At 48.3% G+C, this 23,557-nt stretch carries 20 protein-coding genes; 3 read left to right on the top strand and 17 right to left on the bottom strand.

What is annotated here, in order from left to right:
* Positions 1 to 287: 287 nt before the first annotated feature.
* Together MHH48_RS13075 and MHH48_RS13070 are read right to left on the bottom strand one after the other, a co-directional pair.
* Entirely contained in the window at positions 288 to 752 is a 465-nt protein-coding gene (locus MHH48_RS13075) for a low molecular weight protein-tyrosine-phosphatase (protein WP_076321173.1), read from the bottom strand.
* Between the two features lie 79 nt (positions 753 to 831).
* Positions 832 to 1,479: a trimeric intracellular cation channel family protein gene (locus tag MHH48_RS13070; protein WP_076321343.1), complete on the bottom strand. Its 648-nt coding sequence runs from the start codon at positions 1,477 to 1,479 to the stop codon at positions 832 to 834.
* Between the two features lie 137 nt (positions 1,480 to 1,616).
* Between MHH48_RS13070 and MHH48_RS13065 the strand changes: the two genes are divergently transcribed.
* On the top strand, positions 1,617 to 2,261 hold the full coding sequence (locus MHH48_RS13065) for a thiamine diphosphokinase (protein ID WP_076321172.1): 645 nt from the start codon (positions 1,617 to 1,619) through the stop codon (positions 2,259 to 2,261).
* Between the two features lie 267 nt (positions 2,262 to 2,528).
* The gene (locus MHH48_RS13060) at positions 2,529 to 3,023 is read left to right on the top strand and encodes a C40 family peptidase (protein WP_076321171.1); all 495 of its coding nucleotides are present in this window, start codon (positions 2,529 to 2,531) and stop codon (positions 3,021 to 3,023) included.
* A 50-nt stretch (positions 3,024 to 3,073) separates the two neighbouring features.
* Here MHH48_RS13060 and MHH48_RS13055 read toward each other — a convergent pair whose 3' ends face one another.
* The gene (locus MHH48_RS13055) at positions 3,074 to 3,796 is read right to left on the bottom strand and encodes a response regulator transcription factor (RefSeq protein WP_076321170.1); all 723 of its coding nucleotides are present in this window, start codon (positions 3,794 to 3,796) and stop codon (positions 3,074 to 3,076) included.
* Between the two features lie 226 nt (positions 3,797 to 4,022).
* On the opposite strand from MHH48_RS13055, the gene MHH48_RS13050 reads away from it, so the two are divergent.
* Entirely contained in the window at positions 4,023 to 7,373 is a 3,351-nt protein-coding gene (locus tag MHH48_RS13050) for a discoidin domain-containing protein (RefSeq protein ID WP_076321169.1), read from the top strand.
* A 98-nt stretch (positions 7,374 to 7,471) separates the two neighbouring features.
* Here MHH48_RS13050 and MHH48_RS13045 read toward each other — a convergent pair whose 3' ends face one another.
* The 14 genes from MHH48_RS13045 to MHH48_RS12980 all read right to left on the bottom strand — a co-directional run bounded on the left by MHH48_RS13045 (position 7,472) and on the right by MHH48_RS12980 (position 23,557).
* Complete coding sequence (locus MHH48_RS13045; protein WP_076321342.1) at positions 7,472 to 8,509, bottom strand: ThiF family adenylyltransferase; 1,038 nt, start codon at positions 8,507 to 8,509, stop codon at positions 7,472 to 7,474.
* A 217-nt stretch (positions 8,510 to 8,726) separates the two neighbouring features.
* The gene (locus tag MHH48_RS13040; protein ID WP_076321168.1) at positions 8,727 to 9,536 is read right to left on the bottom strand and encodes an aminoglycoside phosphotransferase family protein; all 810 of its coding nucleotides are present in this window, start codon (positions 9,534 to 9,536) and stop codon (positions 8,727 to 8,729) included.
* Positions 9,537 to 9,958: 422 nt separating this feature from the next.
* Positions 9,959 to 11,512, bottom strand: coding sequence for an ABC-F family ATP-binding cassette domain-containing protein (locus MHH48_RS13035; protein ID WP_076321167.1), 1,554 nt, complete (start codon positions 11,510 to 11,512; stop codon positions 9,959 to 9,961).
* Positions 11,513 to 11,634: 122 nt separating this feature from the next.
* Entirely contained in the window at positions 11,635 to 12,630 is a 996-nt protein-coding gene (locus tag MHH48_RS13030) for a hypothetical protein (RefSeq protein ID WP_076321166.1), read from the bottom strand.
* A complete protein-coding gene (locus MHH48_RS13025) occupies positions 12,617 to 13,171 on the bottom strand; it encodes a hypothetical protein (RefSeq protein ID WP_076321165.1) in 555 nt (184 codons plus the stop codon). Before MHH48_RS13025 ends, MHH48_RS13030 begins: the two co-directional genes overlap by 14 nt.
* A gap of 5 nt (positions 13,172 to 13,176) precedes the next feature.
* Positions 13,177 to 13,572 (bottom strand): hypothetical protein, encoded by a 396-nt coding sequence (locus tag MHH48_RS13020; protein WP_256720406.1) that lies wholly within the window; start codon positions 13,570 to 13,572, stop codon positions 13,177 to 13,179.
* A gap of 24 nt (positions 13,573 to 13,596) precedes the next feature.
* Positions 13,597 to 14,055 (bottom strand): ABC transporter permease, encoded by a 459-nt coding sequence (locus MHH48_RS13015; protein ID WP_076321164.1) that lies wholly within the window; start codon positions 14,053 to 14,055, stop codon positions 13,597 to 13,599.
* A gap of 74 nt (positions 14,056 to 14,129) precedes the next feature.
* The gene (locus MHH48_RS13010) at positions 14,130 to 16,202 is read right to left on the bottom strand and encodes a hypothetical protein (RefSeq protein ID WP_076321163.1); all 2,073 of its coding nucleotides are present in this window, start codon (positions 16,200 to 16,202) and stop codon (positions 14,130 to 14,132) included.
* Positions 16,192 to 18,102, bottom strand: coding sequence for an ATPase, T2SS/T4P/T4SS family (locus MHH48_RS13005; protein ID WP_076321162.1), 1,911 nt, complete (start codon positions 18,100 to 18,102; stop codon positions 16,192 to 16,194). Before MHH48_RS13005 ends, MHH48_RS13010 begins: the two co-directional genes overlap by 11 nt.
* Positions 18,089 to 18,958, bottom strand: coding sequence for a hypothetical protein (locus tag MHH48_RS13000; RefSeq protein WP_076321161.1), 870 nt, complete (start codon positions 18,956 to 18,958; stop codon positions 18,089 to 18,091). The genes MHH48_RS13005 and MHH48_RS13000 overlap by 14 nt, the downstream gene beginning before the upstream one ends.
* Positions 18,955 to 19,662, bottom strand: a complete 708-nt coding sequence (locus MHH48_RS12995) for a hypothetical protein (RefSeq protein ID WP_076321160.1) — start codon at positions 19,660 to 19,662, stop codon at positions 18,955 to 18,957. The genes MHH48_RS13000 and MHH48_RS12995 overlap by 4 nt, the downstream gene beginning before the upstream one ends.
* Before the next feature lie 53 nt (positions 19,663 to 19,715).
* Positions 19,716 to 20,825 carry an SAF domain-containing protein gene (locus MHH48_RS12990; RefSeq protein ID WP_076321159.1) on the bottom strand — a complete coding sequence of 370 codons (1,110 nt, stop codon included), beginning with the start codon at positions 20,823 to 20,825 and terminating at the stop codon, positions 19,716 to 19,718.
* 28 nt (positions 20,826 to 20,853) lie between these two features.
* Positions 20,854 to 22,320, bottom strand: a complete 1,467-nt coding sequence (locus tag MHH48_RS12985) for a serine/threonine-protein kinase (protein WP_076321158.1) — start codon at positions 22,318 to 22,320, stop codon at positions 20,854 to 20,856.
* A gap of 160 nt (positions 22,321 to 22,480) precedes the next feature.
* Positions 22,481 to 23,557, bottom strand: coding sequence for an SAM-dependent methyltransferase (locus tag MHH48_RS12980; protein WP_076321157.1), 1,077 nt, complete (start codon positions 23,555 to 23,557; stop codon positions 22,481 to 22,483).

The raw sequence follows: 23,557 nt of genomic DNA, 5'->3' as shown, positions 1-23,557 counted from the left end.
ATCCATTGGCTATATAAATGACCTGTTACAGCAAAATTCATTGCCTGTCCCACCAGGGACTTCACGCGTTACGCTTTAAAGCAGTTAGCAAAAAAGAATACCTTTGAAGCAATAGTTAGCACAAGTTATGCCACTCCTGTTGCTTCACTTCAAAAAAGATGAACAACCGCGCATTTTTTATGGAATGTGCATTGTTCATCTTTTATGTTCGGCAGCCCGTTCTTCTTGGTATCGCTTTCAATGATTTTCGTCAAAAAAGCGGTGGACTCACCGCTTGTTCGAATCGATTATAGCTTTTCTTTCATGATTTTGTCCAGTAAGATGTCACACCCCGCATCAATAAGCCGGTACACCTCATCAAAATTTCCAGTGAAATACGGATCCGGCACCTCGCGCAGCTTTTCATCGGGCAGCAAATCCATAAACTTCAGAATCGCAGCCTGTTCGCCGCCCGTCAACTTGCGCATATTTGCCACATTCGAATCATCCATGCCGATGACGTAATCGAACTTGACGAGGTCCTCGCTTACCACTTTGCGAGCAACCATTCCTTCGTAGCTGATTTGCCAGCTGTCCAGCAGCTTTCGGGTTCCTTCATGGGGAACGTTCCCGATATGCCAATCTCCTGTGCCGGCAGAATCCACGCTGATCTTTCCCTGCAGCCCACGCTGTACAATTTTATGTCGCAGCACCGCTTCCGCCATTGGCGAGCGGCAGATATTGCCCAAACATACAAACAAGACGGATACCATGGTCCTCTCTCCTTCACGCTATAATAAATCGTCATTTTACGAGAAATCTAACTTAATGAGTATTGTTGCCTACCTTCCATTAACCCGAACTGACTTTCTTTCCATTGGCTGCCGCAGGATGACCCTCGTGCAGCGACCTTCTGGGCAATCTCCATTTATAAAGCACGGACAGCATCCGGAATACGATCACCACAACAAACAAAGCCAGCAGTTCCCATGTCTTGGTGGCGACACCAAGGCCGATGGCGACGCCTGCTATCATGGCCCAGACCGCATAGATCTCATCACGCAGCACCAGCGGTTTCCGCCCTGCCAATAAATCGCGGACCATTCCCCCGCCGCTTCCGGTAAGCACAGCAGCCACAATCACCGCGCTCATGGGGTGATTCATTTGTGTAGCATATAAAGCCCCTTGAATCGCAAAGGCAGATAATCCGATCGCATCGAACAGTGCCTCCGTTTTCTTCCAGTGCTGAATCAAACCGAGCGGCAGCACAAACGCTACAAATACCGAAATCATCGCGAGCATGATTAAATCTCCCTGGCTCCACAGGGTGGTAACCGGCACGCCGATCAGTACGTTTCTTATAATACCCCCGCCGAAGGCTGTGACTAAACCCAGAACCACAACCCCCAGTATATCGTATTCCTCTTCCATAGCTACAAAAGCTCCGGACATGGCAAACGCAATGGTGCCAATGATACTGAATACGTCAAACAGATGCATGTCCAAAATTCAGTTCCCCCGCTCCCCCGTCAATTTACATACTACATTGTAGCCGTGCCTATTAAAATTGTGCAAGCATGAAAACTGCTCTATACTAGAATACAATGACAATTCTCTCGAAAAAGGAGGAATTTATAATGAACCATACTCGCGTCCTGATCTTTACAGGTGGGGAGTTGTCACCACGTTTCCTGGATGAGGTTCAAAACGGGGACTTCATTATAGGGGCTGATCGCGGGGCCCTCTACCTGATTGAACATGGGATCAAGCCGGACCTATCCGTTGGAGATTTTGACTCCATTCCGCCCGGCCAAATGGATCGAGTACGATCTATGAGCGGTAAGGTGATCGACTGTGATCCGATCGATAAAAATTTGACCGACACCGAGCTTGCCTTCGAAATGGCACTGGAGCATTCCCCCGAATCCATCCTGATTCTAGGAGCTACGGGGACGCGCCTGGATCACACGCTGGCTAATATCCACATGCTGATTCGTGGACTCCAACATCATATCCCGTGTTCTATATTAGATGAGAACAATTTCATTACCCTGACGGGCTCCAGCTGCATGGTTGAGAACAAAGGGTTTACATATGTCTCCCTACTTCCGCTGACTACGGAAGTTACCGGGATCAATCTTGAAGGATTTGAGTACCCGCTCCACGATGCCACATTGCGATTGGGGCAGTCTCTCGGAGTTAGCAATAAACTGACCGAGGACAAAGGGACGGTCCGGATCGAAGGTGGTCTGCTCCTTATTATTCAGAGTAAGGATCAATAATCATTACTATTTTGTCATCTTTGATGCAGCAATGTTAACAATCGAAATTATTGTTAAAAACCCTTGTATATCAAGGGTTTTTTCTCGTTTTCAAGTCATCGTTTGCATCTAATTCTTAATATTTTGTAACTTTTAATGATATTTTAATAATTCGCTTTCATTTCATGCTGCCCAAGGGTTTGCGCCGATTATCCAAAATATAGTCGGTTTCAAATCTGATATACTCGGTTCATCGCAAAAAACAAAACAGCATGGAGGTAATACAACATGAATCGACAGCATTGGATTAAGAAGGCCGTAGTAATCAGCTTGAGCGCAACTTTGGGTGCAGGAGCAGTTCTTACTGTTGCACCACCGGCTCCTGTAGAAGCAGCATCGGTAAGCACAGGAACTCAAGTCGTTAACTTTGGTAAACAATATATGGGAACACCTTATAAATTCGGAGCATCCACATCCACGACAAGAGTATTTGATTGCTCTTCCTTTATGAAGCATATCTTTAAAAAATACGGCGTCAACCTGCCTCGTACATCCGCTGCCCAATCCAAAGTGGGTAAAGCGGTATCGAAATCGAACCTAAAAGCTGGCGATTTGATATTCTTCTCAAGCGGAAGCCGCGCAAATGGTAGAAACGTAACACACGTAGCCGTTTATATGGGCAACAACAAAATTCTGCACACTTACGGCAAACCTGGCGTAACAATCTCCAGCCTGTCAGGCAACTGGAGCAAGACTTACCTGAAAGCCCGCCGCGTGCTGTAGTTCAATACTCCACTTGTTACTATCGAATGAAATCAAAGACCGTCTTCCACTCACGGAAGGCGGTCTTTTTTGCTTGCAGCATTGATTTCTTCCTGCGATAACAGTTTATATCCGGTTCCCCGAATCGTACGCAGCAGCTTTTGTTTGCGCCCTCTATCGATTTTCTCTCTTAGATGAAGAATATAGACATCCACCACGTTGGTACCCGTATGAAAATCGTAATCCCACACCTGTTTTAAAATATCCTCGCGCGTGCATACTTGCCCCTGCCTTCTAGCCAAGAACAGCAGCAGATCATATTCGCGATGAGTCAGCTCAATGGCTTCCTTTTCCCGGGATACATTCCGGCTCAGAGGATCGATCACCAGATCTCCGATTCGAATAACTTCCTCTTGTTCCATGCGACCTGTCTGAAAAAGTTTCAGCAAATTGGCAATCCGCGCCAACAGCTCTCTTGTATCTCTGTCATCAGGGATATAGTCATGGGCACCTGCCTCCAATGCCTGAATGGCTTCATCAGAACCGTCATTTCCGATGACGATGATCGGGATCTGTTCCTTTTTGCCCGTCAGCCGTTCCACGAGATTAAAATGGTTCATACCCGGCAGTCTGCTGTCGATGAGCAGCAAGTTTGCGCCTGAGCGCTGCAAAATGGCGACTACTTCCGAATGACTCATGGCATGCATAACCTTATAGCCCGCTTGTTTTAAAATCTCCATAACGGTCTGGACCCGATCTTGATTGTCTGCCGCGATCAGAATTACTTTCTCCACGGGTTCCCCCCCGCTTTCAACACTTAATAATGTAAGTATGGCTGATTCATCCTGCTTTCACTCCAAAAGATGCTGGGATCACATACGATTTCCGTAGAAATACATCTTATCTCTGCAGCGGCGCTATTTTTATAATGGGATATAGGATTAGGAAAGGGGGATATCTTCACCGATTAGCTCATGTTTAATGGGAAAGTATGTGAACACTTTGGAGGAGGAAAATAACATGCGCAAAAAACTCGTGGTATGGCCACTTGTCATGGCTATGCTGATATCTATCGTATGCACGGCCGCAGGGCCGCCCGCACCAGTTTCAGCCGCAGGCGAAACAAACCTCTCCCTCGGCAAAGCCGTAACAGCAAGTGGTCAATCCCAAACCTACGAGCCGGCTAACGTTAACGATGGCAATCAAGGTTCGTACTGGGAAAGCACCAATCATGCCTTTCCGCAGTGGATTCAAGTCGATCTCGGTGATGACACCAGCATCAACCGGATCGTCCTTAAACTACCTGCCACATGGGAATCACGGACACAAACGTTAATGGTACAAGGCAGCTCGAATGGTTCGGTATTCTCAAATATCGTGGATTCGGCCGATTATGAATTCAACCCGTCTACAGCAGGAAACTCGGTGACTATCCGTTTTGACGAGGCGAGCACGCGATATGTTCGCCTGACCGTAACGAGTAACACGACTTGGCCGGCAGCGCAGCTGTCTGAGTTTGAAATTTATGGACCATCGGTCTCCCCGCCAACACCTCCTACGGGTAACAATATCGCGAGCGGCAAACCGATTACCGCCTCCTCAAGCACCTTCACGTATGTAGCAACCCATGCTAACGACAATGACATCCAAACCTACTGGGAAGGCGGAAGCAACCCAAGCTCCTTGACGCTCGACTTGGGAACCGATCACGATATCACCTCCATCGTGCTGAAGCTGAATCCGTCTCCAGCGTGGAGTACGCGCACCCAAACCATACAAGTGCTCGGGCATGACCAGAGCTCAACAAATTTTAGTGATTTGGTACCGGCTCAGTCTTATACATTCAATCCCGCGTCCGGCAACTTCGTAATAATTCCGGTAGCGGCGACCGTGAAACGTCTACAATTGAACATAACGTCCAATTCCGGTGCACCGGCAGGGCAGATTGCCGAATTCGAAGTTTACGGCACACCCGCACAGAATCCGGACCTGACCATTACGGATATGTCCTGGACTCCAGTTTCCCCGAATGAAAACGATAACATTACACTGAGTGCTACAGTTAAGAACATTGGGGACTTGGAAGCTGGGACTACGACGGTCAATTTTTACTTAAATGACACGAAAGCAGGCTCCTCCCCGGTAGGTCCGCTAGCGGCAGGAGCATCCTCCACGGTAACGCTTCATGCCGGAATCAAAACGGCTGGATCCTATTCCGTCAGTGCCAAGGTCGATGAGGATAATGAAATCATGGAACAGAATAATGAAAACAACAGCTATTCGCATCCAGCCCCTCTGGTTATTGGTGCGCTCGAAAGCTCTGATTTGATAGGAACCGTACAATGGTCACCCGCCACTCCTGTCGCAGGGAATGCAGTAGCCTTTACCGTTAATCTTAAGAACCAGGGCAACAAAGCCACGGCAAGCGGATCCCACGCGATTTCCGTCGCTCTGAAAAATCCGGCCGGTTCAACGATTCAAACCTTCACCGGTAGTTATGATGGCGCGCTTGCTGCAGGTTCCTCCGCCGCTGTCCATATTCCGGGCACATGGACAGCGGAAAATGGCAGCTACACGTTAACAACATCCATAGCACCGGATGCAAACGAACTACCCGTTAAACGGGAGAACAACGTCAGCCAGGCCAATCTCACGGTATATTCCTCCCGCGGCGCCAGCATGCCATATACCCGTTACGATACGGATGATGCATTACGCGGTGGCGGGGCTCTGCTAAAGTCGGCACCGACTTTCGATCAAGCGCTCACAGCATCAGAAGCATCCGGCCAACGTTATGTAGCGCTACCTTCCAACGGGTCCAATCTCGAATGGACGGTTCGGCCAGGTGAAGGCGGGGCCGGCGTAACCATGCGTTATACGATGCCGGACTCACCCGACGGCATGGGATTGACTGGCTCACTCGACGTTTATGTGAATGGCACGAAGAAAAAGACCATTCCATTGACCTCCTACTACAACTGGCAATACTTCTCCAGCGATCATCCTGCAGATGCGCCTGGTGGGGGACGCCCTCTCTTTCGGTTCGATGAAGTACACTGGAAGATGGATACGCCGCTTCAGCAGGGAGACAAAATTCGTATTCAGAAATCCAATGCCGATAACCTGGAATATGGCGTTGATTTTATCGAAATCGAGCCGGTCCCTGCGGCAATCGCCCGTCCGGCAAACTCGGTATCCGTAACGGATTTCGGTGCAACCCCGAACGACGGCCAAGATGACCTATCGGCGTTTGAAGCTGCTGTGCAGGCTGCCGCTTCAACCGGCAAGACCTTATACATTCCCGAAGGGACATTCCATCTGGGCAACATGTGGAAGATCGGTTCGGTTGGGAATATGATTGATGACATCAAGATTATGGGTGCAGGCATCTGGCATACAAATATTCAATTTACCAACCCGAATGCCGCTTCTGGCGGGATCTCGCTTCGGATCACGGGCCAGCTTGATTTCAGCCATATCTACCTCAACTCAAATCTGCGGTCACGTTATAATCAAAATGCAATCTACAAGGGATTTATGGATAACTTCGGCACCAACTCCAAAATTCACAATGTGTGGGTCGAGCACTTTGAGTGTGGATTCTGGGTAGGCGATTATGCGCATACCCCAGCCATTATCGCGGCGGGGCTGATCATTGAAAACAGCCGAATCCGCAATAATCTCGCGGACGGGGTCAATTTTGCCCAAGGAACCAGCCATTCAACTGTCCGTAACAGCAGCATTCGAAATAACGGAGACGATGGTCTCGCCGTATGGACGAGTAACGTGAATGGCGCACCTGCGGGCGTTAACAACGCCTTCTCCTATAACACCATCGAAAATAATTGGCGCGCAGCAGCCATCGCATTCTTTGGGGGAAGCGGACATAAGGCTACTCACAACCTGATAGTTGACACCGTAGGCGGTTCCGGTATTCGAATGAATACCGTGTTCCCGGGATACCATTTCCAGAACAATACCGGCATTCTGTTCTCCGATACAACGATCATTGGGAGTGGAACCAGTAAAGACCTGTATGATGGGGAGCGCGGCGCAATCGATCTGGAAGCATCGAATGATGCAATCCGCAATGTCACGTTTACCAACATCGATATCCTGAACACCCAGCGCAGTGCCGTTCAGCTTGGTTATGGCGGCGGTTTTCAGAACATCGTATTTAACAACATCCATATTGACGGTACGGGGCTAGACGGGATCACATCCTCAAGATTCTCGAATCCTCATCCAGGTGCGGCGATTTACACCTATACGGGCAATGGGTCGGCAACATTTAACAATCTGACAACAGAAAATATCGCTCATCCTGATCTGTATTTCATTCAGAACGGCTTTAATTTAATTTTGAATTAAGGATTGGGGATCAACATGAAAAGGAGTGGGCCTGTGAGGCCCACTCCTTTTGTGCGTTTACGATTATTGATGAAACGCTTTTGCTCTTGTCCTTGTAATTACCCACCAACGTATTGATTGTACAGCGACCTGGCCTTGGCGATATCCGATGTGCCATGCACCAGGGTTCTGCCGTCCCGGAATATAACCAAACGATGTGGATTCACCTGATAGATGATCATATACGGCGTTACGGTTGCTTTTCCATGATGGAGCCTGTTCAATCGATCGGCCATTTCATCCAGCTGAAGCTGCAGCGGTCTGGCTGGCCTAATCTGTACCGTATCCCTGCCGCACAACACCTCGCTTTTATCCGCGTGTTCAGCCGTCAAGTAAGGATATTTCGGATGCTCCCCGCATGTGGGGCAGTCCGATTTTTTCGCTCGGTCCACGCCAAACTCCACCCGTTCATTACGCCATAAATCGAACGACAGCATCTTTTTTCTAAGAGCATGTCGGTGTCCTGACAAAAGCTTCATCGCTTCCATCGTTTGATGGGCAACGACCATCTGTACCGCTTGCGGAAGAATTCCGTTAATGTCGCAGGTATCACCACCCAAGGGAATCGTTCCAAGCAGACAGTTCAAGCATGGCGTCTCTCCCGGCAAGAATGTGTAACTCATGCCTGAACTTCCCACGCAGCCTCCGTAAATCCACGGGATTCCATGCTTAAAACCGATGTCGTTCAGAATCAGCCGGGTCCCGAAATTATCGGTAGCATCCATCATCAAATCAACGCCTTGACAGAGTACCGACAGTTCCTGGGCACGTACATCCATAACGATACCATCCACGATACCATCCGAATTAATTTCGGATAACCGTTTAGCCGCTGCTACGGCCTTCGGTAATCGATCGATCGCATCCTGTTCGGTAAACAGCTGCTGACGCTGCAGATTGCTCCATTCCACGTAATCCCGATCCACGATCGTTACATGCCCGACACCTGCGCGAACCAAAGTTTCAGCTATAGCGCTTCCCAGCGCCCCAGCACCAAGAACGAGCACGTGACTGTCCCGGAGGCGGAGCTGGCCCTCTTTTCCAAATGGCGTAAAGCGCTCTTGCCTAGAATACCGATCCTCTCGTTCCCTTTTCATTGTTACATCACGGTCCGGGGACCCCGAGGCTGCCACGAAGAGAGACTGTGTACGATTTACTTCCTCCCTGTTATCGCTTAAATCAGACATGAATTTTCCTCCGATCAATATCTGCAAATCTTCTAACAAAAGATGACGTTCACGAAGTTTTTTTGACGACGACCATGATTGAAAATACCCATCCCATGAAGAGGATGGGCTGTTTAACTATTGCAACCTAATGCAACCTAGTATTTAGCGCCTTCTCCATTATACTGCGATGACGCAGAATCCAGGCCGCACTCCGCGCCCTCCAGGCAATCCCCCATAGAAGGCCTTCCGTTTCCGGCGTGACCTGTAACTCGATCGCTTCCTCTGCCGTTTCCCTTACGACCACTTCAACGATCATCTCAAAGAGGGCGGCCCTACTAGTTGGATCGAGGCCATATGCGTCAACCAATAAGCGGAGCTGCCTTGCACGAACCTCTGCATTTGGCAAACCAACCCTTTCAGCTACATCATCATCATGCAGCTGTGGAAATAGCCAACATACGCGGGCTAGTTCAAGAAACGGATGTACAGGGCCAGCGTATTCCCAGTCAATTAATGCAATCGGCCTCCCATCACGGGTAACCATATTCCAAGGGGCAATATCACCGTGGCTGTATACAACCCTGGTGTCACCCAGTTTACGCAGGAACCATGGCTTCCAGACAAGCCCGGGTTGGGGTTTAAATGTAGCAGAAGCGTCATGAAGCTGCCGTAATAATTGTCCTACTTCGATGATGCCTTCGTCGCTCCATGGCCCGGGATGAACAAATTCGCCTTCGATATAACTTAACATCTCTTGGCCTTTCTCATTACATCCTGAACCTATAATATCCGGAATCGATGTAAACCCTGATTGCCTCAAATGCCTCAACAATGAGTGTACAGCCGGAGTCCAAGCTCCGGCTGGGCGGTACACAATCTGGCCCCGCCGTATAACCGACTTCTCGGGAGAGAGCATGACGTCTTCTCCCTGATTTAAGTTATTTTCCCAATTCATTTTAGTACGACTCCCTTTCAGAAGGGAATTACACGGGTTCATGGGGCTATGGATGCGAATCCCCTTCATATAATGATGCCCCGATGGATAAGTCCATGTCTTCCATCAACATCTCCTCCGTTCATTTCAGGTTGTTTCTAGCATATCATAAATGCACTTATACCATAAAACATAAAGCATAAAGCATAAAGCATAAAGCATAAGACATAAGGCATAAGGCATATACATACGATATACGAACGATATACGATATACGATATAACATAAAACCAATAAACCGTAACCGTACGCCCCATTTTGCGGATATAGATAAGGAGGACAGGCAGCAATCTGCCCATCCTCCTTATGGAATACTAATAAATTTAGGATAATCAAAGTTTCATTTGTCCTGGCAGAGAGCTGGATTCTGATCCTGATATGAATCAGGAATTCTGGTTGGACCAGTCTTCGACGTTCCAGATCTTGGTCACCCAATCCTCATAAAACTCAGGTTCATGGGAAACCAGCAGGATTGTACCTTTATATTCTTTCAAAGCACGTCTTAGTTCTTCCTTAGCCACAACATCAAGGTGGTTCGTCGGTTCGTCAAACAGAATCCAATTGCTTTCGCGCATCAGAAGTTTACACAGACGGACCTTGGCTTGCTCTCCGCCGCTAAGTGCCTTCAATGGACGGGTAATATGCTCGTTTTTGAGCCCGCAGCGAGCAAGCGCTGCACGAACCTCGTGCTGGTTCAAGTGTGAGAATTCGTTCCACACATCATCAATCGGCGTAATATTCCCTGGACGTACTTCCTGCTCAAAATAAGCAGGCACCAGGAAATCCCCTTGATACGTCTTCCCGGAGAGCGCCGGGATTTTGCCTAATATGGTCTTCAGCAACGTTGATTTACCTACGCCATTACAGCCAACAATAGCAATTTTCTCTCCTCGCTCGATCAGGATATTCATTTTGGGGAGCAATGGTCGATCATATCCGATCTCAAAATCGATCCCCTCGAATACCGTTTTACCACTAGCACGGGATTCCTTGAAGTTAAACACAGGTTTAGCTGCTTCCTCGGGGCGGTCAATCCGCTCCATACGATCCAGCTGCTTCTCCCGGCTTTTCGCTCGGCCAGAGGTGGAGTAACGGGCCTTGTTCCGCTGAATGAAGTCTTCCTGCTTCTTGATGAATTCCTGCTGCTTCTCGTAAGCATCAATATGCTGGTTCTTATTGATATCGGCCATTTCCAGGAACTTCTCGTAGTTCGCTGTATAGCGAGTCAATTTTGCAAATTCCAAATGATAGATCACATCCACCACCTGGTTCATAAATTCCGTATCATGGGATATCAAGATGAAAGCATATGGGTATTGCTTCAAATATTGAGTGAGCCAATCAATATGCTCAACATCCAGATAGTTGGTGGGCTCGTCCAACAACAGTACATTGGGCTTCTCCAGAAGAAGCTTTGCAAGCAATACTTTAGTACGCTGTCCCCCGCTTAATGTTGCTACATCGCGATCCAAGCCAATGACGGATAACCCAAGACCATTCGCCATCTCTTCAACCTTTACGTCCAACATGTAGAAATCCCCGATATCCAGCTGCTCCTGAATTTCACCCATTTGTTCGAGCAGCAGCTCCAACTCCTCGGGAGAAGCATCGCTCATCTTATTGGTGATCTCCATCATTTCTTTTTCCAGCTCCAGCAGAGGCAGGAAGGCATCCTTCAACACATCACGAACCGTTTTGCCAGGTGTCAGTTTGGTGTGCTGATCCAGGTATCCGTACCGGATCTTCGGTGTCCACTCCACCTTGCCGCTGTCTTTTAACAGCTGCCCGGTCAAAATATTCATTAGTGTTGATTTGCCTACGCCGTTTGCTCCAACCAAACCAACATGTTCGCCTGCCAACAAACGAAAGGATACATTCTTAAATAGAGTACGTTCCCCGAAATTATGTGATACGTTCTCTACAGTCAATAAACTCATGGCTATAGTAACTCCTGTCTGTATAAAATGAACTTATTTCATGTTAATTTAGCGAAATATACACAGTCAAGAGTTTATTGTATCACATCCTGGAGTCCGGCAGAAACCATAACTTTCAGAGATTATAGAACACCGGGATTAGAACAGCTTTTCTCCTGATAACCGGCTGCCGCTGCCTCCTTGGCACTCGGAAACACTTCTTCCACGCGATAGTTGTATTGGCAGACATCGCGATAATAATATTTGAGTCCCCTGCTATCCACACCTCCGAAATAAACCGGAGCTTTAACGAGTCTGCCGCCTCCAAGGGCATAGTTATTATAATACTGATCGCCCAGGGGAATACCTTGAATAAATGCCATCATACCGATATCATCAATCGTATTCACCCACTCTTCCTGGGATATCAACGGAAGCGCGAACGTATAGGATATTCCGTTTCGGAGCGCCACTTGGTTGTGCCGCTGTATGTAATAAGCCAGATGATCTTGAACGGTATTCACAATCGTGATCCGCCTAACTTGTTCAAACCTATCTATATCTTCCAGCAAAGCTACACCCGTCCTGCCGGTCAGATCCTCCCGAAATCCAGAGTGCCAGATGGAGGAGCCTCCACCTGATTCATACACCTGAACGAAGGAATCCAATGTAAACCGGATGCTGTTGCCCCTGCCATCATTCCAGGCATAAGGGATTTTGGGTGTCCATCTGTGCTCCATGAGCTCCTCCCCATACGCGTTGGTGAAGGTTTGCGAAACATACATATAATACCCGTCATAATCCAGCACAACGATAGCAGGAATATACCACCACAGGGCAGTCTGCGCAGCCGGATCATCCGCGATCCCCATATTGATGTACAGCGTCTGAGAAAAAGACTCCAGCGCTCGCTCTTTGTCCGCACGCATAAACTTTAAAGAATCATATGCCGACTCTTTGTCCTGGGTCTCATTATCGTTCAGCATCATCCCACCGTCTTGGACGGCTGTGCGCAGAGCTGCCGAGTATTTCATCTCTACGTACCGGACATCCTCCAGACTCTCGGCACGCATGCCCAGAATAATAAACATGGGGAAAAACACGGCGGTGAATACGATGGCAAGATCAGTAATCTTCATTCAGAACCAAGCCTCCGTATGGGAATGCGATTGCTGCTTTTCCACCTGAATTTGATCCGGTCAGCGCATCGAACATGATCAGTCCGGGTGTTCGATTCAGAGAACTGACACTTACCTGGAAGTGATCTCCGGCCGTTAAGCGATATCGGCGTCTATCATCGTGTTTATCAACATTCGACTCCGGGAACAAATATCCCATAACATCTTCTTGATAGTAAGCATCATATACGACGGAATAACGGTTCAGGAATGTACCAGGATCTGAAGGATCCCCATATTCCGGGTGGTACTTCTTGCGGTGGTGCTCCATCTCCACATTGTAAATGTTCCCGGTGGCTGCCAGCTCTTGCAGGAAGTCATTGTACATGATCGGAGTAATATACCCCTTCGTACGAACACTGTCCACGAATTTGGTGACGGATTGATAAACAACAAGTCGTGACAGATCATCCTGTCTTCTGGCCATCTCACCTGCGGGAACCAAGTACAGCAGAAGAAGTGCCAGAAAGGCAGCAAACCATTTCGAAACCGAGTTTGACATTGTTGTTACCTCACTTTAACAAACTGGATGCTCTCCACATCTCCATCCATTCTCAGAATGTACTCTGCATCATAACGGGCATTCACATCTATGATCGAAAGATCCAGTTCCTCCGGATTACTTCCTGATCGGAACAGTGCTCCATCCACATACATATTAAAGCCGCCTGCTTGAACCTCTCGCAGCGTGAATAATACTTCGCTCCCCTTATAAATGAGCTTCCTGTTCTCGTTCGTCATCTCTACGGTGATCACACCCGCATGCTGCTCCTGAGTCATTCTCTCTGCGGCTGATATGCCGCCATCAACCATCGTCTGAATATGGAATGCATACAGGGCTGCGCCAAGAAATAATGCCACCCCTGCTGCCATTTCCAGCGCGCTTATCGTTTGTTCACGCAAGGCAAGTCACCTTTCCATTCATAACTATTGATCAAACTTGATGCCTCTGATCACGTTGGAATCATCCTTAACGATGGTGGCCTTGAATTTCCCGCTTGGATTGACGTACTCCGGGCTTTTCTCATCCATAACGTGTTCGATATTTCCCTGTCTTGAATCCGGATTGGGAATCGAACCGTCCTTCTCCAACACATTGCCGTACCATTGCCCTGCTTTATTTTTCCCTGTTGCTATGAAAACGCCAAATTGATCCTTGTCCTTGTATTTGCGCAGTGCGTTTGTCACCTGAGAACCGCTGATGGTTGTTCCGTCATATACGGTAAATGCTGCCTGGGACAGCTCTGTCTGAATATCTGAAAAGTTGTTCTGAGCGGTTTTGGTTGCCTCCTGCGCCGAGATAAACAAAATAACAACAATGGTAATCAGAGCAATGGTCAGAAAGATACCTGCTGCAACCTTTAAAGCGGATGATGCATTATTCATTGAAATCTCCCTCATTCTCTCAATTATTTTTTGATCTTATTAATCATTATTCCAGTTGACCCATCCTCGTATCGTTATAATCGTTGAATTTGCTCATAGTACGTCTCCATCTGGGAGAAACTCATGCCGATTAGCGGGATGACAAGATACATAAAGATCAGCGCATACATCGGAGTAAAACCGATCATTCGCCCCCATGCGGCCTTCGTGTCGATCATCGCTTCATACTCCTGCTTGCGCTGCTCGAAACTGAATATCATTTCTCCATCGAGATCATCAAAAACATCCTTGATCGGTACTTTATCTACCGCAAGCAGCAGCTTGTCCACCAGCCGCTGAAATTCAGGAAACCAGACGTCTTGCTTCAACTCAAGTAATGCCAACTGTGCGCCATGTTCGTAATGAAGCAAGCTTTTTTGAATGGGAATCTTAAAAATAACGGCAAACCGATTAAGCCATTCTAATATGCCCTCAACCGAGATTCGCTCCATTCCACGCAATATAGAGATGACCGTCTGAAATTGATAAATTTCATGCCGCATTTCCATATTGCGAACTTTGCGGTGAAAATGCAGCAGCCATAATGGCGCCGCATATGCAGCCACACCTGCCAGAAAGGATAGGAGCAACTCCCACCATTTCAAATACTCGCTATCATAGCGCTGCAGTTTGGTCATAATTCGATCGGTGGTGATCTCAACTTGTTCCTTGGTCAAACCAATAGGGTCTGTCTCACTGACCATTTGTTTGATCTGATCATCGGTTGCATCCGGCGACATATGCAATTGTTCCATTAGCAGCCGATCACGCTCAACCGTTTCTTCTGCCTGCCGACGCTCGATCTCATTCATCTGGCCGAACAGGGAATGGTTCAGGGAAACGGGGACAAACAGCAGATGATGTTTTGCCTGCACATGCAGGCCTGCTGCCAGCGATAACGACAGGAAGAAAGCCAGGAGGAAAAACGTCACCCTTCTGATATAGAGCCATTCGAATTTGATTCTCGCGTTGCTTTCCTTTAGTAACCGTATCTGCCTGTCATATTTCACCGTACCGGGTGTCGGAGCCATCACCTTCACAAGCCAGCGCATAACAGGAATTCGGTACATCCTTTCTTCCAAGGTCATCTTCTGAACCTCTGCGCGGTAATCCGTTTCTCGATTTTGCTGGAGCTTCTGAAGCAAGATATAAGAAATGAGAATAATGACATAAATGGATATCTTGGTCATAAACCCAAGCTTGCTCATATAAAACACATCCATCGATGGAAAACTGCTTCTGGCCCAGCGTTCAATCGGTTTGGTGAAAAAGACCGGCGCCAACGCAATCACATTCAAGCCCTTCATTAAATAATCCAGCTTGTCTCTGCGCAATATTTCCAATTGGATCTCCTTGGTCAATCCGCTTAGTCCATGCAGATAGATAGAGCCTTGTTTTCTCGCATGATCGCCAAACTCCATGACCAGATGTGAAATACCCGCAAACGCTTTAAGATATCGGTTCGGCGCTACCTCATAATACCTCTCCAGTTCGTCATCAGGATCGTTTGATACCAAGGCATTGTAGATCCGATGGGCATGCATAGAGATTTCATGTCCAGAAGTCTCCGCCCCCTCGTACAAAGCTTCCTCTACCATTCCATGCTGCTGATAGTGATGGCGGACGGAGGAGAACAATTCAACCGATTGGATAAGTATTTTTCGTTCCAGTCGGTTAATGAACATCTCAACGAGCATATTGTTAATAACCGTTGCTGCGAGAATAACAATGATAATAAACCCCAGGTCCGGATGACTCCATATAAGGAGCATGGCGGTTAAGCCGATCGTGCCGGTAATCGCGAAGGCTAATCTCACTGTTTCAAACCGGAGTGATATTTCGTCGTACGGATGCATGATCGCGATCCGCTGTCTGATCCGTTTAAGATAGCCTTTGATTAGCGGGAGCTTCATCCCATACATATAGGCCAATTGAAACCATTGCCGGTACATCCCCCGCAATGATCTTACCTCGCCCGCATCCACCTTGACGGAAGTTACCTCACGATACCCTCGTCTCTTGTTCATCCACGACATGATACCGAATGTGATGGAAAACAGTGCCAGAGAAATGATTAAAATCAGTATTAACACATCTTTAGAGGTCACTTTGTTCCCCCCAACCCGAAGTCAGAAACACTCTGAATTCTTCGGCATCTTCCGGATGCATCTGCTCGGACATTTCACGAACACTGCTTTCGGATAACTTGGCGGCAGCGATATAGGCACCGTCCCGGTATTCAATTACATTACGGGATACGAAATAACTTACTTCGTTCAATCGCCGCATATGTTCTGCACTTAACTGAAAATACTCCTCCATGCTGCTCTTCCAACGGTTTTCTGAAGTTCCCTCGAATGGTGGCAGGGATCCCTTCTCAACCGGGATGCACTCTGTAATACGCTCTATGTAACGGTTACCGTAAGCGTCTCTTCGTAGATGAATATCAAAGTTGATCACGCTGACCACCTGCTGCTCAGCAATATGCTCTTGCCTGAAAACGCCGCTCTTGAGTAAGGAGTTGCGCAAGGATTGTACAAGGTCTTTGAATGTCTTGGCATGATGGGTAAACACGGTAAACAAACTTGCCACTTGAGACATCTGTATCATCCATGACGCAACCTCGTCACTGGCAACCTCACCAAGAATATTAACGGTACCGTCCGTTTTCTTCTGCAGATCCAGACCTGCCTGCCCACTAATATGCTCGGTTTCCCTGAAGCTGAGAATATTCCTGCGGCTGTAGATTTTCCTTAAATGCAGCTCAAAGGCCATCTCCTGAACCCGAAGAGTATAAGACGCATAAATATGACCCACCATCGCCATGAGCAGCGTTGTTTTTCCGGATCCCTGAGCACCGGTGATTGCCGTAATCCGGCTGCCTTTCATTAAATACCTCAACAAACCGATCACCAATTCTGAGCCGTTTCCCGTAATTAACTGATCCAGCGAAGCCTTGGGCAGATCAAACTTGCGGACAAAGAACGCCCAGGACTCGGCAAATGGGGGCCGGACCACAACGACCCTGGAGCCATCCTTCATTTCATTCACTTTATAACCGCTGGCTTCCGAAAGCTGCCCAGGATGATTGTATTTGTATATGTTTTGACATACCCTCTTAAGTTCCAGCATCGAACCAAATGATAAAAAAGCTAGATGCAGCGACACCCCTCGATAAAAAATCCACACACTCTCACAGCCTGTTGCAGGAGATTCGGGACGCGAAAAACTTAGCCCCAAAAACTCATCCTCGGAGTGAAAAATATCCTGCCCGCTGTCACGATTAACAGGAATGCCACTAACGCCGCCACTGATCCCGTCAATCCGTTGATCCCTGATTTCATCCACAACGGAAAAGCCTTTGTACTGCTGATATATGCGCTGAACGACGATGTCCAGCTTCTCCGGAAACAAGAGCGGACGCTGCTCTGACTCATAGATATATGCGATGTCTTCCGCGGTAACCGCATAGACGCTGCCCTCTCCATAACCTGGAATCACGCGCGGCTCTGCAAGATCATACGTTTCAAGAAGTACGGATAGAGCATCCTCTCCGTGCCTCTGCTTATACAGGTATAATATGATCTCGAATTGATCCTGGGCTGTTAACTCGGTCAGGTTTTCGAACGGAATGGCTGCATGAATGTTGGACTCGTTCAAACCTAGGTCTCTTACCAGGAGCTGCTTTAAAAAATCCTTTACGTACGCCTTATCCAGCACATCTCCGGAAACGCAGCCCTTGAGGGCACTTCTCAATTCGCTTCGCTTGTTCAGCCTGCGGCGATACTCCTCTTCGTGCAACCCTAAATCAGACAACTGGCTGTGCGTCAGCTGATGGAGGCTTTCTTTAACAAACGCAGTCATAGCTTCAAGAGAATAGGGGTCCGATCCCCGCGAAATCGTAGCCGCCGGTTTTCGGGTATCCAAATAACGCAGATATACAAACAGCAATACAAACAAAATCATGACGATGATCCATATCGTATTCAAGGAATTACCCAAGAGCATGCAGGCCTCCCAGTTTCGAACCGCCAGCAGGAAGACCAAGCTGTTCAGCCACGGCATCAGCCAGATTACGAACCGCATTATACAGTGAGCTCATGCGTTTCAGGTCAGCTCCTCCCCGGCTTCGCTGCATGTAGGGCATAACTGAGCGCATATTCCATGCATCCGTCATCCCGGAACAATACGGAACACCAAGTACCGTCGTCTTGATGCCAAAGCGGCGCTTGATATTATGCAGTGTACAATGGCTATCCCGGTCATATTTGCCGACGATATACAAGCATGCCTTGTCACTCACTTCTGGAGGCAACCTCTCCTGTTCAATCGCACTCTCCAGGATATGTAAATTCTGATTCAAACCAACTACGATTAAGTCTGCCGCTTGAAGTATCGCCCGATCTGCCGCACCAGGAACTCCATTTCCTGCATCGGCTACCGTGAGGTCGTAACTTCGCTTGGAGGACTCCATAACTCTGGTCATAAGTTCTGCCTGTTTCCTGTCCTCCGCATTTCCTGTTGCATGTATAGCATCGGCAGGCATGCGTTTCGGTCCACATAAAAGATCGAGCCGATCAGACAGGAGCGGCAAGGTATAATTGCGTACATTCTCTGGGCTCAGTCGCCCGCCTGCACGAAGCCGTTCCAAGGCATCCATTCCGGTATCTTGAAATGCCGTCATATAATCTAATGCTTCCTGTTTACAGGTAAAGGCTTGCTCCACTCGTTCCCCTGCATGTCCACCATGGGCGAGGAGCACTTTAACCTGATATTCAAGCGCCAATACGATAGGTAAGCTCGAAGCCAACATCGTACTGCCACTGCCGCTCTTCAAGGGACTCCATACAGCAATCAGACTCATGCATGCCTCCTTCCTGCTTGCCGAAGTGCCCGGCGAATATGCCGCTGCTCCATTTCCGTTAAAAGGCGGAGAAGTTCGGTAAGCGATCGTTTATACTGTCTGGACAATGGCTTGATGCCCAATCTTCCTGCATGTTCATTTTTTATTTTCAAGGCGAAAAACAATTCATCCCATGGCATTTTCACGGGAGGACCCAGCCACTGTATCCGGCTGTCTTCCAGATAGCCTTCAATGTAGGTTTCATCCATCAAATCTTCAATGACCTGAACATATACCCGGTGGAACGGCGGTAGCGGAGCATCTGTTCTTGAAGCTCTCAGTTCATCAAGCAAGGCCGTACTCTTACGCAGTCCTGTTACCTCAAACCCGCTAACCCAAACATGGGCATCTGCTGTATCCCACTGCATCTTGTCCAGGAATTCCGTCTTCTCCACGTCCATGACGATATAGTCATATTTCTTCTCGTCTGTTTCCTCCAGATAGTCCATCAGCGATGTATAGTTCTCAAATCCGGTTGCCACGTCGAATCCGGCAAACTCCATAACCGGCAGTTGTGGATGTATCACGCCTATGCAATGTTTGTACTTCGCATCAATCGCACCATCCACGAGCAGTACTCTATTGTCTCCATTGGCTAATATTTTGCACATATAGAGGAGCATGTCGCTCTTATCACAGATGCCTGTAAATATCCACGTCTTCACTTTGATTACACTCCTTCACTTACCATCTGTTCTTCGGGGTTCGCCTTGTCTTACTAAGGACTTGAGAATATCAACTCCGCTTCTTGTGATTCCCTATCACTGCTATTCTGGGATTCTGGCGAGCCGGATGATCCCAAAATTTGCTCCGCTTCTGAATCCCGCTCTTCACGGATCGGAGTCTCTGTATTGGACTCATCGTCAGAACGGATGTCAGCGGTATTCCATTCCGTATCCGTTGAAGATTTCGCTTGGGTGCTTATGTTGGACGCAGGACTCCAGGAGTCCGGACTCCTTGCACCGCTGGCAAAGATCGAGTTATGATGCATGTCAGATACCTGAGCCTGCTGATTCGGTTGAAGCTTCTTTAAATCCTCTTCCAGCGTGTTTCGCAGCGTAACCTCGAAAAACTTCTCAGCTTTCTTCACAATATTCGGGTTGCTTGTAATCAGCTTCGTTACTTCAGCGTTCGGAGGATAGTTAGGAATCGCTCTATCTTGCAGCTCCGGCTCTACATAGGTGAGTGCATAAAGCGTTGCATCATGCAGATAAGCATCCACCAAAGCGCTGGAAAGCAATAAAATCTCCTGTTCGCTTAACGTTGTCCAGAACGCCGGATTTTGAAGCTTGTCGATCTTCTTTTTGGATAAAATGATGTAATCCTGTCCGGTAGGAAACTGAACCCTAACATCGATCACATCCCCTTGGCGTAAATTGCTTGGCAGATATACGGACTTCATCTCCCGATGACGAAGATCGGACGGTGTCGGTTCTTCTTCAAAGAGCATCGAGCGGGTAATCGGTGTTCCCTGCAGCAGCTCGATCTTAGCCCCCTTCCCTGCGATCTCTTCCTTGACCGAGAACAGATTGCCGGAAGAACCGTCATCAGGCAAACGCACTTCCTTAATATCCTTCGCATCTATGAAATGACCAGGCGGAATATCTTTTAACGGGACCCATGCAACCTTCATTGAATTGAGCTGCTGAAGCTGTGTCTCTTCAAGCTCCGTGATTCGCTGCTCGTATTTAGTACGCTCTACATTCTGCTGCTCTTTATAACCGTTCACATAATACATCATTGCGCCGGCACATACGGCACCCGTTACGGCTGCGCCGGCAAGTCCAGCAAATATCAGTTTGCGGCTGCGCCTCCTGATAATCGGCATTGCTTCATCTCCTTCAGTTCAAATGCGGTTAATTCTTTAGAAACCTGAATCTTCGCTTCCTTTCTGCCGGCGGCAAGTAGTCCTGAAATAACTGTGCAAATGCCTCCCTGCTGCTGTCCGGTACTTCAAACGGATCCAATTGCAGGGGTAAAGAATAAACTTTATTCGTTCCTAGCGTTCTTCTCATTTCTTGAATTGTTTCTTCTCCTGCAAGAGGCAGTGCATAGATCCTTGCCGCCTGTGGGTGTCTTAACAGCATCCGGGCCAGCGTCACCACATCATGCTGTCGCCACTCCGCTCCTGATCCGATAACGATAGGCAGATCGGCCCGAAGGAACTCCTCAAGCCGTTCGCTGTCCCGGTATGCTCCCAAATCCAACACAACTGCATCGTAGCTGCCTCCGAGCAGCGAAATAACTTCCGTTCTGGCCGTTTGCCGCCAGAAATGAATCCCGTTGATTTCGAATTTTCGGATAGATCCAAGCTTCCCGCCCTCGGCAATTTCCTGAATCCGGGTAAAGGCGGTGGATTTTGCGCTCATTTCCACGATCGCTACCTTCCCGTACCTTGATGCCAAGTAATGACCAAATGCGATACAGCTATGCGTTGTTCCTACACCGGACGATGTCCCCAATACGGCCGTCACAAGCGTCCCGGCTAGCGTGTTGGACTGAACACCCGCAATATTCGCAGTAATCGACTGCTGCCTGTTTAGTGCTGAACGAACCTCTACTGTGGATTGATATCGGTGCTCCGGAGCATACTGCAGCAGCTTTCGGATAACGGGCACAAGCTCTCTTGGTAAATCGCCACGAATATGTCGGTCCACGCCCGTTATCCATTCACTGAATTTGCCTCCGGTTGAGAGATAAAGCAGAAGCGCACCAAGTCCATACAGGTCCGATCTCGCATCGCTTTGCCTTCCTCCGTATTGCTCCGGCGCTGCAAATCCAACCGTGCCTAGCTTGACCGTATCCTCGCCACTCTCCTGTTTATAACTTCTCGCGATTCCAAAATCGATGAGTCTAACCTCCAGCTGATCGGTCAGCATAATGTTCGATGGCTTTAAATCTCGGAATATAACCTGAGGTTCGTGATTATGGAGATACTCCAGAACATCCAGCAATTGCTCGATCAGTTCCATAATGAAGTCCGGATTCACATTTCCCCGATATCCTCGGAAGTACTTCTCCAATGTCATGCCCTGAATATAATCCATAACTAAATAGGTGTAGCCGGTATCCTGAACATGAAAAAAATCGACAATACGGGGCAGCCGCGGGTGACTGAGTTTAATCAGAAGCTGTGCCTCATCCTGAACGGCGCGCTGCATACCGGGTTCAGACAAGCTCTCTTTCACTGCCCATTTCTTCCCGGGCAGCTTCTGATCCTCGGCTAGATATACACAGCTCATGCCCCCTTCACCAATCACACGGTCAATCACGTAACGATCGCCCAACACTTCCCCATGTACCAATCTGCAAGGCTGATTCATGTCAACGCCCTCTCCTCTGACTTACAAGCACAACAAAAAAAGGAAAGCACTCCGCCTCATCACTGAATTGTGATGAATAGCGGGATGCTTTCCCTAATGTTGTCGTTGGTTAATTTTGGAATCATTATAGAACAAGTTACATTCACTTGTAAAGACTTTTTTAATACTTAATCATATATAGCGTAATCTCGTCCCGATTATGGAACAGCTGCTTCGCTCCCTGAATCTGCATTCTGGACTCTTCAAACACCGACATGATTTCTTTTACCAGCGCCATCGGTTTCTTAGTCAGCAGCTTCACCGTAATGACAGCAGTACCGCCCGTTTGAAGGCTGTGCAGCAGCCCGGTCACCATTCTGGCCATTTGTTTAGGACTCCAGCTCATATCACACACCAACAAGTCAAACTCAGAATCTCTAAACGATACGTCCGCTGCATTCTTGTGAATCACGCGGAGGTTTTTATGACCATCGAGTGATGGATGCATTTTCGCCGGATCAACTGCCGTAACTTGCAGGCCGCGCTCCAATAGAAAGGATGTCCATCCGCCAGGCGCTGCTCCGATATCAACTGCCTTGCGGAAGGAATCAAACGGAATCCCGAACTGTTTCTCCGCCTCAAGGAGCTTGAATTTGGCTCTTGAGATTTGTCCCTCTTCCCGTTGAAAGCGGACGGCGCCTCCGTTCCAATCCGACAGGTTGTCCTCCGGCCGCGACACGCCAACATACCAGACGCTGTCAGCAGCGAATAGTGAAATAATCCACTCCGGTGCCTGAACCGTGTATTCAATTTCTAGCGCAGCCAAGCGATGCTGTAATTCATCTCGAAGCGCCGCCGGGTTTTCCTTCCACGAGCTGTTCTCCGTCTTTCGGATCTGGATGGATACACGGCTGCTGCCGATCTCCTCCTGCTTCATGACATGCTCAACGACCGCATGCAATGCTTCGGCAGCGGTATCGGCCGCTACCTCCAGATGTACCGGAAACAAATGCCGCAGAAAAATTGGCGGGGAAGACGTAATTAGCCGCTTCGCCTCCTCTTCGGAACTGCCGAGTGTCGCCAAAAACACCTCGCCCGGCATCATCATCGTGCTCTTTAAACTGCCAAACATCCGGCGCAGCTCTTCTTGGGCGTAGGGAGCAAAACCATGGTTTGCTGTGCATACCCACTTGCTGTGAAAATCCCGGTGATTTTGCTTCTGTTCCTCATGCTCTTGCATCACATTTAATTCATCCAA

Source organism: Paenibacillus sp. FSL F4-0100 (assembly GCF_037993005.1).
GTDB lineage: Bacteria > Bacillota > Bacilli > Paenibacillales > Paenibacillaceae > Paenibacillus_AQ.
This window is presented reverse-complemented; position numbering and strand designations above follow the sequence as displayed.